The sequence below is a fragment of the Burkholderia sp. 9779_493 genome (assembly GCF_015712215.1).
In the GTDB taxonomy this organism is placed as follows: Bacteria; Pseudomonadota; Gammaproteobacteria; order Burkholderiales; family Burkholderiaceae; genus Burkholderia; species Burkholderia cenocepacia.
Window position 1 is genome coordinate 14,388 of record NZ_JACCQA010000045.1, and the last position, 16,605, is coordinate 30,992.

General features: G+C 64.5%; 12 protein-coding genes. 5 read left to right on the forward strand and 7 right to left on the reverse strand.

Annotated features, from left to right (window positions below; translation table 11 throughout):
• The first annotated feature begins 39 nt into the window (after window positions 1-39).
• On the forward strand, window positions 40-501 hold the full coding sequence (locus H0X95_RS31400; protein ID WP_006483501.1) for a DUF2147 domain-containing protein: 462 nt from the start codon (window positions 40-42) through the stop codon (window positions 499-501).
• Window positions 502-602: 101 nt separating this feature from the next.
• Here H0X95_RS31400 and H0X95_RS31405 read toward each other — a convergent pair whose 3' ends face one another.
• From H0X95_RS31405 to typA, 6 genes are all read right to left on the reverse strand, one after another.
• Window positions 603-1,013 carry a transposase gene (locus H0X95_RS31405; RefSeq protein ID WP_006483499.1) on the reverse strand — a complete coding sequence of 137 codons (411 nt, stop codon included), beginning with the start codon at window positions 1,011-1,013 and terminating at the stop codon, window positions 603-605.
• Window positions 1,014-1,161: 148 nt separating this feature from the next.
• Entirely contained in the window at window positions 1,162-2,259 is a 1,098-nt protein-coding gene (zapE, locus tag H0X95_RS31410) for a cell division protein ZapE (protein ID WP_012492563.1), read from the reverse strand.
• 98 nt (window positions 2,260-2,357) lie between these two features.
• The gene (lpdA, locus tag H0X95_RS31415; RefSeq protein ID WP_006483484.1) at window positions 2,358-3,788 is read right to left on the reverse strand and encodes a dihydrolipoyl dehydrogenase; all 1,431 of its coding nucleotides are present in this window, start codon (window positions 3,786-3,788) and stop codon (window positions 2,358-2,360) included.
• Between the two features lie 81 nt (window positions 3,789-3,869).
• Window positions 3,870-5,147 carry a 2-oxoglutarate dehydrogenase complex dihydrolipoyllysine-residue succinyltransferase gene (gene odhB / locus H0X95_RS31420; RefSeq protein WP_006493538.1) on the reverse strand — a complete coding sequence of 426 codons (1,278 nt, stop codon included), beginning with the start codon at window positions 5,145-5,147 and terminating at the stop codon, window positions 3,870-3,872.
• 136 nt (window positions 5,148-5,283) lie between these two features.
• Window positions 5,284-8,148 carry a 2-oxoglutarate dehydrogenase E1 component gene (locus H0X95_RS31425; protein WP_006495342.1) on the reverse strand — a complete coding sequence of 955 codons (2,865 nt, stop codon included), beginning with the start codon at window positions 8,146-8,148 and terminating at the stop codon, window positions 5,284-5,286.
• 316 nt (window positions 8,149-8,464) lie between these two features.
• Entirely contained in the window at window positions 8,465-10,291 is a 1,827-nt protein-coding gene (gene typA / locus H0X95_RS31430) for a translational GTPase TypA (RefSeq protein WP_196446340.1), read from the reverse strand.
• A 327-nt stretch (window positions 10,292-10,618) separates the two neighbouring features.
• Here typA and H0X95_RS31435 point away from each other — a divergent pair, with 327 nt between their 5' ends.
• From H0X95_RS31435 to H0X95_RS31450, 4 genes are all read left to right on the forward strand, one after another.
• Window positions 10,619-11,110 carry a MarR family winged helix-turn-helix transcriptional regulator gene (locus H0X95_RS31435; protein WP_034178626.1) on the forward strand — a complete coding sequence of 164 codons (492 nt, stop codon included), beginning with the start codon at window positions 10,619-10,621 and terminating at the stop codon, window positions 11,108-11,110.
• An 87-nt stretch (window positions 11,111-11,197) separates the two neighbouring features.
• Complete coding sequence (locus H0X95_RS31440) at window positions 11,198-12,700, forward strand: efflux transporter outer membrane subunit (RefSeq protein WP_196446341.1); 1,503 nt, start codon at window positions 11,198-11,200, stop codon at window positions 12,698-12,700.
• A 52-nt stretch (window positions 12,701-12,752) separates the two neighbouring features.
• Window positions 12,753-13,967 carry an HlyD family secretion protein gene (locus H0X95_RS31445; RefSeq protein ID WP_059723744.1) on the forward strand — a complete coding sequence of 405 codons (1,215 nt, stop codon included), beginning with the start codon at window positions 12,753-12,755 and terminating at the stop codon, window positions 13,965-13,967.
• Window positions 13,968-13,995: 28 nt separating this feature from the next.
• Window positions 13,996-15,555, forward strand: coding sequence for a DHA2 family efflux MFS transporter permease subunit (locus H0X95_RS31450; protein ID WP_012492561.1), 1,560 nt, complete (start codon window positions 13,996-13,998; stop codon window positions 15,553-15,555).
• 106 nt (window positions 15,556-15,661) lie between these two features.
• Here the strand turns inward: H0X95_RS31450 and truB are convergent, their stop codons facing one another.
• Entirely contained in the window at window positions 15,662-16,594 is a 933-nt protein-coding gene (gene truB, locus H0X95_RS31455) for a tRNA pseudouridine(55) synthase TruB (RefSeq protein ID WP_034200655.1), read from the reverse strand.
• Window positions 16,595-16,605: the final 11 nt, after the last annotated feature.

A 16,605-nucleotide genomic window follows, 5' to 3' on the forward strand; every position in this document is an offset into this window, starting at 1 on the left:
GGGCGAATCGAACAGACATGCAAAACAAGGAGGATGACAATGATTCAACTGACCCGCCCGTTGCGTGCAATCGCCATTGCCGGCGCCCTGCTCGCGTGCGCAGCCCCCACGTTCGCGCAAGCCGATAGCCCCATCGGCATGTGGCAGACGATCGACGACAACACCCATCAACCGAAGGCACTCGTACAGATCGCCGAAGATGGCGACGGCTCGCTGACGGGTAAGGTCGTCAAGGGCCTCGGCGCGAACGATACGCCCGATCGCCGCTGCACCGCGTGCACGGACGAGCGCAAGGATCAGCTCATCAAGGGCATGACGATCATCAAGGCGATGAAGAAGGACGGCGACCACTGGGACGGCGGCAACATTCTCGACCCGGAGAACGGCAAGGTCTACAAGTGCAAGATGACGCTCGAAGACGGCGGCCAGAAGCTCGTGGTGCGCGGCTACATCGGCGTGTCGCTGCTCGGTCGTTCGCAGACCTGGGTTCGCCAGCAATAACGCCGTACGCGCCGAAACGCGCGGCTCAATGAAGAAATCGGCCTGCGACGACGTCGCCAGGCCGATTTCTTTTGGTGCGCGCACAACGAAACGCGACGGCATCACGCCGCGTGCTTCATCGCATCCGCTGCATAGCTACCCGGTGCACGATACGCGGGCGCTGCGTTGCTACGCGCCTCCGCCGCCTTCGATTGCGTGTGCTTGCGCATCCGCGCGGACAGTTCATTGCACAGATTCATGCCGGCGTCGCCATAAAGCTCACGCATCACGTTCATCAGCGTACCCGTTTCGTGCCACACCTTGAAGCGGCGATGGCATGTTTGATACGACGGGTAACGGCGCGGCATGGCCGACCATGTTGCGCCACTGTAGATCACCCAGAGCACGCCGTTCAGCACGGCCCGCGTATTGGCTAACGGCCGGCCGCGCAACTCGGTGCGCGGTTGCATTTCGGGCAGAAGCGGCGCGACGCAGCGCCATTCGTGGTCGGTCAAATCGCGATACGGGGTCATGGACATCTCCAGCCTTAATAACCATGACACCACAATATCGGCTCACCTCAACGATGAATATAAGACAAATCCGAAAATACCCGGAGATCGGCAGAATTTAACCGAAATTGACGTTTAAATCCCGCCAATTACCAAGCTCACCATCCGCTCAGGTCAACGACGTATCGACGATGCGGCGCGGCGTTTCGAGATACTCCTTCGACTGCATCTCGACGATGCGCGAGACCGTACGCGCGAATTCGTTGGCCATCGGGCCTTCGACGTACAACTCCTCGGCCGGCACCGCAGCGGACATCAGCAGCTTGACCTTGTGGTCGTACAGCACGTCGATGAGCCACGTGAAGCGGCGCGCTTCGGATGCCATCCGCGGCGACATCTGCGGCACCTCGGACAGCACGATCGCATGGAAGCGGCTCGCCAGTTCCAGGTAGTCGTTCTGCGAACGCGGGCCGCCGCACAGCGTCGCGAAATCGAACCACACGACGCCGTCCGCCTTGCGCAGCGCCTTCAATTCGCGTTTCTCGATATGCAGGATCGGGCTCTCGTCGGGCACCGCCGCGAGCTTGCCGAATGCATGGCGCAGTTCGCGATCGGCCTCCGCGCCGAGCGGCGTGTGATACATCTTCACCTGCGCGAGCGTGCGCTGGCGATAGTCGACCCCCGCATCGACGTTGAGCACGTCGAGCTTTTCCTTGATCAGCGCGATCGCCGGCAGCATGCGGTCGCGATGCAGACCGTCCGGATACAGATCGTCGGGATCGTAATTCGACGTCATCACGAACTGCACGCCGTTGTTGAACAGGCGATCGAGCAGGCGGTACAGGATCATCGCGTCGGCGATGTCCGACACGTGAAACTCGTCGAAACAGATCAGCCGGTAACGCTTCGCGATGCGTCGCGCGAGTTCGTCGAGCGGATCGGCCTGCCCTTTCAGCTCCTCGAGCTCGCGGTGCACTTCGCGCATGAATTCGTGGAAATGCAGGCGCGTCTTGCGCTGCACGGGTACGACTGCGTAGAAGCTGTCCATCAGGAAGCTCTTGCCGCGACCGACACCGCCCCACATGTAGACGCCGCGCGGAAGATCCGGATGATTGATGAGCTTCTTGAAAGCGTTCGAGCGGCGCGCCTTGTATTCGACCCATTCGTCGAAACAGCGCTGCAGGCGATCGACGGCCGCGCGCTGCGCGGGATCGGACTGATAGCCGCGCGTGGTCAGTTCGCGCGTGTAGTATTCGGTGACGTTCATCGGGCAAACCGGAAAGAACGAAGGCGAGCGGGAAACCCCGCCCGCCTTCGTCATGAGACGGCTGCGCCGGCCGACGGCCGGCAGGCGCTACCCCGTGCTCAGCTGTTCAGCGAGCGCTTGTCGACGGCGAGCGCCGCTTCGCGCATCACTTCCGACATCGACGGGTGCGGATGGCAGATGCGGGCGATGTCTTCCGACGCCGCCTTGAATTCCATCGCCACCACGGCTTCCGCGATCAGGTCCGACGCGTTCGCGGCGATCACGTGCACGCCGAGCAGTTCGTCGGTCTTCGCATCCGCGATCATCTTCACGAAACCGTCCGGCGCGTTCATGCCGAGCGCGCGACCGTTGATCGAGAACGGGAACTTGCCCGTCTTGATCTCGCGGCCTTCCGCCTTCAGCTGCTGCTCCGTCTTGCCGACCCATGCGATTTCCGGGTACGTGTAGATCACCCACGGAATGCAGTTGTAGTCGATGTGCGGCTTCTGGCCGTCGATCACTTCCGCGACCAGCACGCCTTCGTCTTCCGCCTTGTGCGCGAGCATCGGGCCGCGCACCACGTCGCCGATCGCGTACACGTTCGGCACCGCCGTGCGGCAATGGTCGTCCACGTCGATGAAGCCACGCTCGTTCGCCTTCAGGCCGATCGCCTCGAGGCCGAGGTTATCGGTGTTCGGCACGCGGCCGACCGACACGATCAGGCGGTCGGCGTCGAGCGTCTGCGCGTTGCCGTCCTTGTCCGTGTAGGCGATCGACACGCCGTTCGCGGTCGTCTTCACTTCACCGATCTTCACGCCGAGATGGATGTCGAGGCCTTGCTTCTTGAACAGCTTGGCCGCTTCCTTCGCGAGCGCTTCGTCGGCTGCACCGAGGAATGCCGGCAGCGCTTCGAGCACCGTCACGTCGGCGCCGAGGCGACGCCACACCGAGCCGAGCTCGAGGCCGATCACGCCTGCGCCGATCACGGCGAGCTTCTTCGGCACCGAGTCGAACGTCAGCGCACCTTCGTTGTCCGACACGATCTTGTTGTCGACCGGAATGTTCGGCAGGTGACGCGCCTTCGAACCCGTCGCGATGATCACGTTCTTCGCGGTGACGACTTCGGTTTCACCCTCGCCGCTCACTTCGATCTGCACGCCGGCGTCGGTCTTGCCGGTGAACTTGCCATGGCCCTTCAGCCAGGTGATCTTGTTCTTCTTGAACAGGAACTCGATCCCGCTCGTCATCTTCTCGACGATCGCGTCCTTGCGGCCGAGCATCTTCGCGACGTCGATCTTCACGCCGTCGACGGTGATGCCGTGGTCGGCCAGGTGATGCGACGTGTTCTCGAACTCTTCCGACGACGCGAGCAGCGCCTTCGACGGGATGCAGCCGACGTTCAGGCAGGTGCCGCCGAGCTTCAGCGCGCCGGCCGGGTTCTTCCACTTCTCGATACAGGCAACGGTCTTGCCGAGCTGCGCGGCGCGAATCGCGGCGATGTAGCCGCCGGGGCCGGCGCCGATCACGACGACGTCAAATTCCTTGGACATGACAATCCTTTCTACTTGTACGCCCGCAGGTTCGCGTGTGAGCGCGATCCTGCGGAACGGGTCGATGCAGTGAGACTCGGCTTACAGGTCGAGCAGCAGGCGTGCCGGATCTTCCAGCGCATCCTTCATCGCGACGAGCGACAGCACGGCTTCGCGGCCGTCGATGATGCGGTGGTCGTACGACAGCGCGAGGTAGTTGATCGGGCGGATCACGATCTGGCCGTTCTCGACGACCGGGCGCTCCTTCGTCGCGTGCACGCCGAGGATGGCCGACTGCGGCGGGTTGATGATCGGGGTCGACAGCATCGAGCCGAACACGCCGCCGTTCGAGATCGAGAACGTACCGCCCGTCATTTCCTCGATCGACAGCTTGCCGTCCTTCGCCTTCTGGCCGAATTCGGCGATCTTCTTCTCGATCTCGGCGAGGCTCAGTTGATCCGCGTTGCGCAGGATCGGCACGACCAGGCCGCGCGGCGAACCGACCGCGATACCGATGTCGAAGTAGCCGTGATAGACGATGTCGTTACCGTCGATCGACGCGTTCACGAGCGGGAATTTCTTCAGCGCATGGACGGCGGCCTTCACGAAGAACGACATGAAGCCGAGCTTCACGCCATGTTCCTTCTCGAACTTGTCCTTGTACTTGTTGCGCAGTTCCATGACCGGAGCCATGTTCACTTCGTTGAACGTCGTCAGGATCGCGTTGGTCTGCTGCGATTCGAGCAGACGCTCGGCGATACGCGCACGCAGACGCGACATCGGCACGCGCTGTTCCGGACGATCGTTCAGCCACGTCGCGGCCGACGCTGGCACCTTCACTTCCGGCAGCGACGGCTTCGCAGCGGCGGTCTTCGCCGGTGCGGCGGCCGGAGCAGCCTTCGGTGCGCTGCCTGCAGCCAGCGCGTCGCCCTTCGTGACGCGGCCGTCGCGGCCCGAACCTGCGACGTCGCCCGTCGACAGGCCCTTCTCGGCCAGCAGCTTCGCTGCGGCCGGCGATGCGGCGGCCGAGCTCGATGCGGTTGCGGCGGCCGGCTGAGCGGCCGGTGCGGCGGCAGCCGGCGCGGCGGCCGGCTTGACTTCGGCGGCGCCTGCCGCTGCTTCGGCAGCACCTGCCTTCGCTTCGGTGTCGATCGTCGCGATGATCTGGTCGGCCACGACCGTGTCGCCGTCGTTCTGCAGCACTTGCGCGAGCACGCCCGCTGCCGGTGCCGGTACTTCGAGGACGACCTTGTCGGTCTCGAGTTCGATCAGGATTTCATCCTGCGCGACTGCTTCGCCCGGCTTCTTCTTCCACTGCAGCATGGTGGCTTCCGACACCGACTCCGACAGCTGGGGGACTTTGACTTCTACGATAGCCATGTGATTTTCCTGGATGCTTAATCTGGGGTGTGACGAGGTTCGTGCGATTCCTTCGGCCGGAGCGGCGCGCTACGCGCCCGGCGGGCCAAAAGGGACGGGAAAGCGCCGCGCGCCTTCCCGTTTCGCTTGACGTCGGTTATTTCGCGATCGATGCGCTCTTCAGGCGGCCGAATGCCCCTTCGATCAGGGCCTTCTGCTGCTCGTAGTGCTTCGCGTAGTAGCCAACCGCCGGCGAGGCCGAAGCCGGACGGCCGCTGTATGCCAGCTTCTGCCCTTCCTTCATGCCTTCCTTCAGATGGTGCTCGACGTAGAACCAGGGCCCCTGGTTCTGCGGCTCGTCCTGCACCCAGACCACTTCAGTCGCGTTCTCGTACTTCTTCATTTCGGCTTCGAACTGCTTGTGCGCGAACGGATACAGCTGCTCGATCCGGATGATCGCGACGTCGTTCGCCTTCGCTTCGCGGCGATGTGCAACGAGGTCGTAATACACGCGGCCCGAGCATACCAGCACGCGCTTGACCTTCTTCGCGTCGATGCCGCCGTCGGTTTCGCCCAGCACCGGCTGGAACGAACCCTTCGCCAGTTCGGACAGGTCCGACACGGCTTCCTTGTGACGCAGCAGCGACTTCGGCGTGGCGACGATCAGCGGCTTGCGGAACAGGCGGATCATCTGGCGACGCAGCAGGTGGAAGATCTGCGCCGGCGTCGTCGGCTGAACGACCTGCATGTTGTGGTCAGCGCACAGTTGCAGGAAACGCTCGATACGCGTCGACGAGTGTTCCGGACCCTGGCCTTCGTAGCCGTGCGGCAGCAGCATCGTGAGACCCGACACGCGGCCCCACTTCACTTCGCCCGACGAGATGAACTGGTCGATCACGACCTGCGCGCCGTTGACGAAGTCGCCGAACTGCGCTTCCCACAGCACGAGCGTGTTCGGCTCGGCGGTCGAGTAACCGTACTCGAAGCCCAGCACCGCTTCTTCCGACAGCACCGAGTCGATCACCGTGAACTTCGCCTGACCTTCGGCGATGTTCTGCAGCGGCACGTACGTGCCGTCGTTCCAGCGCTCGCGGTTCTGGTCGTGCAGCACCGCGTGACGGTGCGTGAACGTGCCGCGGCCCGAGTCCTGGCCCGTCAGGCGCACCGAGTAGCCCGATGCGACGAGCGACGCGAATGCGAGGTGTTCGCCCATGCCCCAGTCGAGCGGCTGGTCGCCGCGCGCCATGTTGCGGCGGTCGTTGATCACGCGCTCGACGAGCGGGTGGACCTTGAAGTTTTCCGGGACGGTCGTGATGCGTTCGCCCAGGCGCTTCAGTTCGGCGAGCGGCACGGCCGTGTCGGCTGCGTCCGTCCACTTGCGGTTCAGGAACGGAACCCAGTCGACCGCGTACTTGCTCTTGTAGTTCGACAGGACCGGATCGACGGTGTGGTGGCCGTCGTCCATCGCCTTGCGGTACGCCTTCACGTAGTTGTCGGCGTCTTCGGCGGTGATCACGCCCTGCTGCACGAGCTTCTCGGCGTACAGCGCACGGGTGCCCGGGTGCTGCGCGATCTTCTTGTACATCAGCGGCTGCGTGACCGCCGGCGTGTCCTGCTCGTTGTGACCCAGCTTGCGGAAGCAGACGATGTCGATCACGACATCCTTGTGGAACTGCATCCGGTAGTCGATCGCGATCTGGATCGCGAGCACGACGGCTTCCGGATCGTCGCCGTTCACGTGCAGCACCGGCGCTTCGATCATCTTGACGACGTCGGTACAGTACAGCGTCGAACGCGCATCGCGCGGGTCGGACGTCGTGAAGCCGATCTGGTTGTTGATGACGATGTGCAGCGTGCCGTGCGTGCCGTAACCGCGCGTCTGCGCGAGGTTCAGCGTTTCCATCACGACGCCCTGGCCAGCGAAGGCCGCGTCACCGTGGATCTGCACCGGCAGCACTTGCAGGCCGTCTTCGTCACCGCGACGGTCCATCCGCGCCTTCGCGGAACCTTCGACCACCGGGTTCACGATTTCGAGGTGCGACGGGTTGAACGCGAGCGACAGGTGGACCGGGCCGCCTTCCGTCGACACGTCCGACGAGAAGCCCTTGTGGTACTTGACGTCACCGGCCGGCAGGTCGTCGACGTGCTTGCCTTCGAATTCGGCGAACAGGTCGGCCGGCATCTTGCCCAGCGTGTTGACCAGCACGTTCAGACGGCCGCGGTGAGCCATGCCGATGATGATTTCCTGCACGCCGCTCTTGCCCGCGTGCTGGACGACTTCGTCCATCGCCGCGATGAAGCTCTCGCCGCCTTCGAGCGAGAAGCGCTTCTGGCCGACGTACTTGGTGTGCAGATAGCGCTCGAGGCCTTCGGCGGCCGTCAGGCGATTCAGGATGTGCTTCTTCTTGTCGATCGAGAACGACGGCGTCGCGCGGGTCGACTCCAGGCGCTCCTGCCACCAGCGCTTCTGTTCCGGATCACTGATGTACATGTACTCGGCGCCGATCGTGCCGCAGTACGTGTCGCGCAGACCCTTGACGATGTCGCGCAGCGAAGCCTGGTCGAAGCCGAAGTACAGGTTGCTTGCGCTGTAGGTCTGGTCGAGGTCGCCTTCGGAGAAGTCGTAGAACGCGGGTTCGAGCTCGGGAATGGCCGGGCGTTCGCGGCGCTTCAGCGGATCGAGATTGGCCCATTGCGAGCCGAGGAAGCGGTAGGCGCTGATCAGCGACTGGACGTGCACCTGCTTGCGTGCGGTCGCGAGATTGCTGGTGCTTTCGCGCGGGATGAAGGCATTGGCCTTAGCACGCTCGGCGAACGATTCGACGATCGGGAAATGCGCAACGTCATTGGCGTTCGAGCCGTCCGTTGCAGGCACGTTCTGCAGCGCGTCGAAATACTCTCGCCAGTTCTCCGGCACCGACGCCGGATTGTTGAGGTATGCATCGTACAGTTCTTCAACGTACGAAGCATTGCCGCCGAACAGATAGGAGTTCAGCTGAAACTGCTTCATTACATCTGACATTTTACGCTCACCTTTCTTCGAGCTTCTCGAGAAATAGCGGGTTACTCAACCTTCCGCGACACGGCCTGACCGTTTAGCGGATTGCGAATCAAGTCTTGCTTGGAAGGACCTAAAACTTGCGTGCGCGCAGCATATCACAGAACCGATACCGGAGTTCACGGCGAAATGTGCCTGAAAGCACCGCGCGGCGGGGTTTTGCCGGATTGCCGCGACCTGCGGGAACAGTGTTTTGCCGGCAATCCGGTTGCCCGACGCGCGGATGCAAAAAAGGCTGCCCGAAGGCAGCCTTTTTCGTCGTGTCGGGAACGGCCGATGCTCAGTCGACCGCGCCTTCGCGGCTCGCGCGGCGACGTTCGTGTTCCTTCAGGAAGCGCTTGCGCAGGCGGATCGACTGCGGCGTCACTTCGACGAGCTCGTCGTCGTCGATGAATTCGACCGCGTATTCCAGCGACATCTGGACCGGCGGCACGAGGCGCACGGCTTCGTCGGTACCCGACGCACGCACGTTGGTCAGCTGCTTGCCCTTGATCGGGTTCACGACGAGGTCGTTGTCGCGGCTGTGGATGCCGATGATCATGCCCTCATACAGCGCGTCGCCCGGCTTCACGAACATGCGGCCGCGATCCTGCAGCTTCCACAGCGCGTAGGCCACGGCCGCGCCGTCGTCCTGCGAGATCAGCACGCCGTTGCGACGTTCGAAGACCGAACCGTCCTTGACCGGTGCGTACGAGTCGAAGATGTGGCTCATCAGGCCCGTGCCACGCGTGAGCGTCAGGAATTCGCTCTGGAAGCCGATCAGGCCACGCGCCGAGATCTTGTATTCGAGACGCGTGCGGCCGCGGCCGTCCGACGCCATGTCGAGCATTTCGCCCTTGCGGCGGCCGAGCTCTTCCATCACGCCGCCCTGGTGTTCGTCCTCGACGTCGACCGTCAGCAGCTCGTACGGCTCGTGACGCACGCCGTCGATCTCCTGCATCACGACGCGCGGACGCGACACGGCCAGCTCGTAGCCTTCGCGGCGCATGTTCTCGACGAGAATCGTCAGGTGCAGCTCGCCGCGACCCGACACTTCGAACACCGTTTCGTCGCCGGTATCCTTCACGCGCAGCGCGACGTTGTGGTTCAGCTCCTTCATCAAGCGGTCGCGGATCTGGCGGCTCGTCACGAACTTGCCTTCGCGGCCGGCGAGCGGCGACGAGTTGACGAGGAAGTTCATCGTCAGCGTCGGTTCGTCGACGGTGATCATCGGCAGCGCTTCCGGCGTGTCGACCGCGCAGATCGTCGCGCCGATGCCGACGTCTTCAATACCGTTGATCAGCACGATGTCGCCCGCTTCGGCCGACTCGACCTGCACGCGCTCCAGGCCCTTGAAAGACAGCACCTGGTTGATCTTGCGGTTCAGCACGTCGCCTTCCGGGCCGAAGCGCATCACGACCGGCTGGCCCGGCTTGATGCGACCGCGCGTGATGCGGCCGACGCCGATCCGGCCGACGTACGTCGAATAGTCGAGCGACGTGATCTGGAGCTGCAACGGCGCTTCCGGATCGGCCGGGCGAACCGGCACGTGCTCGAGGATCGCCTCGAACAGCGGACGCATGTCGCCTTCGCGAGCCGCCGGGTCGAGCGACGCGTAGCCGTTCAGGCCCGACGCGTAGACGATCGGAAAGTCGAGCTGCTCCTCGGTCGCGCCGAGCTTGTCGAACAGGTCGAAGGTCTGGTTGATCACCCAGTCGATCCGCGCGCCCGGGCGGTCGATCTTGTTGACGATGACGATCGGCTTCAGGCCGAGCGCGAGCGCCTTCTTCGTGACGAAGCGCGTCTGCGGCATCGGGCCCTCGACCGCGTCGACGAGCAGCAGCACCGAGTCGACCATCGACAGCACGCGCTCGACTTCGCCGCCGAAGTCCGCGTGCCCCGGGGTGTCGACGATGTTGACGTGCGTGCCTTCGTATTCGACCGCGCAGTTCTTCGCGAGAATCGTGATCCCGCGTTCCTTTTCGATGTCGTTCGAGTCCATCACACGCTCGGCGACTTGCTGGTTGTCGCGGAAGGTGCCGGACTGGCGAAGCAGTTGGTCGACGAGCGTCGTCTTGCCGTGGTCGACGTGAGCGATGATGGCGATATTGCGAAGGGCGCGGGTCATAGAAACCTGGAAATCGTTTGAACGCGCAAACGCGCGCGCTCGTTTTCACGGGCGCGCGCTGTTGCAGCTTGGAAAGCCACAAATTATAGCACGTGCGCGTGTCGACAGCTGACCCGCACGGTGCAACGCAACAAAACGGGCGCCACCGCCACCCTTCCGAACCGGTCGACCGCCCGGCGCGCCGCCATCGAACGACCGAAAAAACCTTATCCCGACAAGGGACTCTCGCCGGACAAAGCGCGCGTTTTGCCGTTCGATTAACATTTGCCGCGGCAAGCAATTGTGCCTATACTGCTGCCTAGTCAACTATTGCAGCTTCAGGGTTTTATGTCGGATTCTCCTACCCCACCGCCCGTTTCGCCGCTGTCTTCTTACCAGATGAACGACAGCGTCGGTTATCTGATGTCGCGCGTGAAGTCCGTGATGACCAACCTCGTCACGCAACGCACGCAGGAAGAGCTCGGCATCACGGGCACGCAGGCGAGCATGTTGTTCATGATCGCGGTCGGCAAGTGCTCGACGGCCGCCGAACTCGCGCGCGAATACGGGATCGACGCAAGCGCGGTCACGCGCCTGCTCGACCGGGTCGAGAAACGCGGCCTGCTGTCGCGCGTGCGCAGCGTCGAGGACAGGCGCGTCGTGCGGCTCGAGCTCACCGACGAAGGCCGTGCGCTGGCCGAACGGCTGCCGCCGATTTTCCGCAGCGTGCTCGACCAGGTGCTGGACGGGTTTACGCCGGAAGAAGTCGGGTTCCTGAAGAGCATGCTGCGCCGCATTCTCAGCAACTATTGCGAGACGGCCGGCGGTAGCATCACGTAATAGTTGCCATAACAATTACTTTTGACAGATTAATGTAAGGAAATCCTTGCAGTGTCCATCATTCATTCCGAGTCAGGGGTTAGCGCGATGAAAACCTCCCCGTTGTCCGTGCGCGCCGGGTCGTGCCGCGCCGCCGTCGCCGTCGCCGCCGCGGTCGCCGCGCTGGCGCTGGCGGGCTGCGCGAATTACATCGGCATCAAGAGCGACAAGCAGATCGCCCCCGCGTCGCAATTCGAATCCACCCAGAGCCTGCCGGCCCAGGGCGGCCAGTGGCCGGCGCTCGACTGGGCCAGCCAGTTCGGCGATCCGCAACTGCCGAAGCTGATCGACGAAGCACTGCAGGGCAACCCGTCGATCGCGCAGGCGCAGGCGCGCATCGCGAAGGCCTCGTCGTACATCGAATCGTCGCGCTCGAACCTGATGCCGAAGGCCGAAGCCAGCTATTCGTGGACACGCGAGTTGTATTCAGCGAACGGGCTGTTCCCGCCCCCGTACGGCGGCCAGTGGTACAGCGAGAACAACGCGCTCGCGAGCGCGTCGTGGGAACTCGATCTGTGGGGCAAGAACCGCGAACGCCTGCACACGGCCGTATCGCAGGAAAAAGCGGCCGAAGCCGACATGCAGCAGGCGCGCATCACACTCGCGTCGTCGGTCGCGCGCACCTACAACTCGCTCGCGCAGCTCTACGCACTGCGCGACATCGCGCAACGCGAGATCACCAACCGCGAGACGGTCGGCAAGATCACCGACGGCCGCGTATCCGCCGGCCTCGACACCAACGTCGAACGCCAGACGGCGCGCGGCAACATCGCGACGACCCAGGCTTCGCTGTCGGACCTCGACGGCCAGATCACGACGGTGCGCTACCAGCTTGCCGCGCTGCTCGGCAAGGGTCCGGATCGCGGGCTGCAGATCGCGGCGCCCGTGATGAACCCGAGCGGCAACGTCACGCTGCCCGGCAACCTGCCGGCCGACCTCGTCTCGCGCCGCCCCGACATCGTCGCCGCGCGCTGGCAGGTCGAAGCCGCGATGCACGACGTGAAGGAAGCGAAGGCCGAGTTCTACCCCGACGTGAACCTCGCGGCCGGCTTCGGCTTCGATGCGTTCGGCTGGGGCAAATTCCTGAACTTCGCGAGCCGCCAGGCGCAGTTCGGCCCGGCGATCCACCTGCCGATCTTCGATGCCGGCGCGCTGCGCGCGCAGCTCAAGGGCCGCTACGCGGACTTCGACCTGTCGGTCGCGAACTACAACCAGACGCTGATCAGCGCGCTGAACGACGTCGCCACGCAGGTCGCGTCGATCCGTGCGATCGATCGCCAGATGGGCGACGCGCAGCGTGCGCTCGACGCGTCGACGCGCGCGTACGATCTCGCGGTCATCCGCTACAAGGCCGGCCTGTCGCCGCAACTGCAGGTGCTGACGGCGGACAGCAACCGCCTCGCAGCGGAACAGACGGTGACCAACCTGAAGATGCGTCGCCGCGACATGCAGCTCGCCCTGATCAAGGCGCTCGGCGGCGGGTTCGACGCGACCGGCACGCCGCTCGCCGCGCCCGATGCCGCCACGCCGACCAAACAGGCCGCCAACTGAGCCGGCGCCACCACTACGCAGACACTCGAAATAACGGACGGAGAAAATCGCCATGAGCGACCAACAAAACGCCGCCAGCGCGCAGCCGCAGAACAACGGCAAGCGCAAACGAATGATGACGCTGCTCGTCGCGGTCATCGTGATCGCGGCCATCGCATACGGCCTGTACTACTTCCTCGTCGCCCGCTTCCATGAAGACACCGACGATGCCTACGTGAACGGCAACGTCGTGCAGATCACGCCGCAGATCACCGGCACCGTGATCGCCGTGAAGGCGGACGACACGCAGACGGTCAAGGCCGGCGACCCGCTGGTCGTGCTCGACCCGGCCGATTCACAGGTCGCGCTGCAGCAGGCGGAAGCCAACCTCGCGCAGACGGTACGCCAGGTGCGCGGCCTGTTCGTCAACGACGACCAGTACCGCGCGCAAGTCGCGCTGCGCCAGTCCGACCTGTCGAAGGCCCAGGACGACCTGCGTCGCCGCCTGGCCGTCGCGCAAACGGGCGCCGTGTCGCAGGAAGAAATCTCGCACGCCCGCGACGCGGTGAAGGCCGCGCAGGCATCGGTCGACGCCGCGCAGCAGCAGCTCGCATCGAATCGCGCATTGACCGCGAACACGACGATCGCATCGCATCCGAACGTGATGGCCGCCGCCGCGAAGGTGCGCGACGCATACCTCGCGAACGCACGTAACGTGCTGCCGGCGCCGGTCACCGGCTACGTCGCGAAGCGCTCGGTGCAGGTCGGCCAGCGCGTGTCGCCCGGCAACCCGCTGATGTCGGTGGTGCCGCTGAATGCCGTGTGGGTCGACGCGAACTTCAAGGAAGTCCAGTTGAAGCACATGCGCATCGGCCAGCCGGTCGAAATGACGGCCGACATCTACGGTTCGTCGGTCACGTACCACGGCAAGGTCGTCGGTTTCTCGGCCGGCACGGGCTCGGCGTTCTCGCTGCTGCCGGCGCAAAACGCGACCGGCAACTGGATCAAGGTCGTGCAGCGCCTGCCGGTGCGGATCGAACTCGATCCGAAGGATCTCGACAAGCATCCGCTGCGCATCGGCCTGTCGATGCAGGTCGACGTGGACATCAAGGACGAACGCGGCGACCAGCTCGTCAACGCGCCGAACACCGTCTACGAGACCAACGTGTTCGCGAAATACGGCGACGAAGCCGACGCCGAAATCGCGCGCATCATCGCCGAGAACGCAGGCGGCAACGCGTCGGCGCCGGTCGCGGCGAAGCAGAACAGCGCCGCGAAAATGATGTAACCGTTCCGACTCCGGAAAGACAACCGACATGGCACAGGCTCCTGTCTCCCACCCGCCCTTGCAGGGCGGGCAACTCGTGCTCGGCACGATCGCGGTGTCGCTCGCGGTGTTCATGAACGTGCTCGACACGTCCATCGCGAACGTCGCGATCCCGACCATCTCGGGCGACCTCGGCGTGTCGTCCGACCAGGGCACGTGGGTCATCACGTCGTTCGCGGTCGCGAACGCAATCTCGGTGCCGCTGACCGGCTGGCTGACCGACCGTTTCGGGCAGGTTCGCCTGTTCCTCGCGTCGATCATCCTGTTCGTGATCTCGTCGTGGATGTGCGGGCTGTCGCCGAACCTGCCGTTCCTGCTCGGCTCGCGCGTGCTCCAGGGCGCGGTCGCCGGCCCGATGATTCCGCTGTCGCAAGCGCTCCTGCTGTCGAGCTATCCGCGCGCGAAGGCGCCGATGGCGCTCGCGCTATGGGCGATGACGACGCTGATCGCGCCCGTCGCGGGTCCGATTCTCGGTGGCTGGATCTCCGACAACTATTCGTGGCCGTGGATCTTCTACGTCAACATCCCGGTCGGCATCGCTGCCGCCGCCGCGACGTGGGCGATCTACCGTAATCGGGAGTCGGCCGTGCGCCGCGCGCCGATCGACGGCGTGGGCCTCGCGCTGCTGGTCGTCTGGGTCGGCTCGCTGCAGATCATGCTCGACAAGGGCAAGGATCTCGACTGGTTCGCGTCGACGACCATCGTCGTGCTCGCGCTGACCGCTGTCATCGCGTTCGCGTTCTTCGTGATCTGGGAGCTGACCGCCGAGCACCCGGTCGTCGACCTGTCGCTGTTCCGCATACGGAACTTCACCGGCGGCACGGTCGCGCTGTCGATCGGGTACGGCCTGTACTTCGGTAATCTCGTGCTGTTACCGCTGTGGCTGCAGACGCAAATCGGCTACACCGCGACCGACGCCGGCCTCGTGATGGCGCCGGTCGGGTTGTTCGCCATCCTGTTGTCGCCCCTCACCGGGAAGTATCTGCCACGCACCGATCCGCGCTTCATCTCGACGGCGTCGTTCCTGACGTTTGCGCTGTGCTTCTGGATGCGTTCGCGATATACGACGGGCGTCGACGAATGGTCGCTGACGCTGCCGACGCTCGTGCAGGGCATCGCGATGGCGGGCTTCTTCATCCCGCTCGTGTCGATCACGTTGTCCGGCCTGCCCGGCCACCGCATTCCCGCGGCGTCCGGCCTGTCGAACTTCGTGCGGATCATGTGCGGCGGCATCGGCACGTCGATCTTCCAGACCGCATGGGACCACCGCAACAACTTCCATCACGCGCAACTGGTCGAGCAGGCGAACCCGTACAACCCGACGTTCAACCAGGCCGTCACGCAGATGGGCAATCTCGGGCTGTCGCAGAACCAGGCACACGGACTGATCAACAACATGGCCACGCAACAGGCCGCGCAGCTCGGCGTGAACGACCTGTTCTACATCTCGGCGGTCATCTTCGTGCTGCTGATCGCACTGATCTGGATCACCAAGCCCGAACGCGCGGGCGGTGGCGATGCCGGTGCGGCGGCGTCGGCGGCGCACTGAGCGCTACCGGCACGCCGCATCCCTGCGCGGTCACGCCAAACAAAAGCCCGGTCGAAATCGACCGGGCTTTTTCATGCCGCTGCATGCACTTGCGTGCACGACTACATCATTGCGCCGTCACGACCAGCCGTTCCGGGGCGAGCACGCCATTCGCCTTGCGCGCCACGCCGAGCAACCGTGTTGCGTCGTACACGCGCACGCGCTCGCCATCGGCCGCGTCGATCGGCTCCAGCGCCGACAGCGGCAGGCGCTGACCATGCAGGAACCGCTTCGCGGACGCGTCGTCGAGCCGAATGGCCGGGAACGTCGACAGCAACGCATCGACCGGCTGCAGCCATGCATCGCGCGCCGCTTCGGCAGCGTCCGACAGCGCATCGAGCGTCACCGCATGCTCGAGCGTCAGCGCGCCGACGCCCGTGCGACGCAGCATCGTCAGATGCGCGCCGCAACCCAGCGCCTCGCCGATATCCTCCGCCAGCGTGCGCACATACGTGCCCTTGCTGCAGGTCACGCGAAACGTCACGTCGGGCAGCTCGCAGGCGAGCAGATCGAGCGCATGAATCGTCACGTTGCGGCCTTCCCGCTCGACGGTCTGGCCGGCCCGCGCATATTCGTACAGCGGCTTGCCGTCGCGCTTGAGCGCCGAATACATCGGCGGCACCTGCACGATGTCGCCGGTGAAGCGCACGAGCGCGGCTTCCACCGCCGCACGATCGCATTCGACCGGCCGCGTGTCGATCACGTCGCCTTCCGCGTCACCGGTAGCCGTGCGCTGGCCGAGGCGCATCGTCGCTTCATAGGTCTTGTCGGCGTCGAGCAAGTCCTGCGAGAACTTGGTCGCCTCGCCGAAGCACAGCGGCAGCAGGCCCGAAGCCAGCGGATCGAGCGTGCCGGTGTGACCGGCTTTCTTCGCGAGAAGCAGGCGCTTTGCGCGAATCAGCGCATCGTTGCTCGACAGGCCGACCGGCTTGTCGAGCAGGAGAACGCCGTCCAGCACGCGCCGGGGCACGCGCGGACGTTGGGGTGCTGCATTCGTCATAGGCCGGTCGA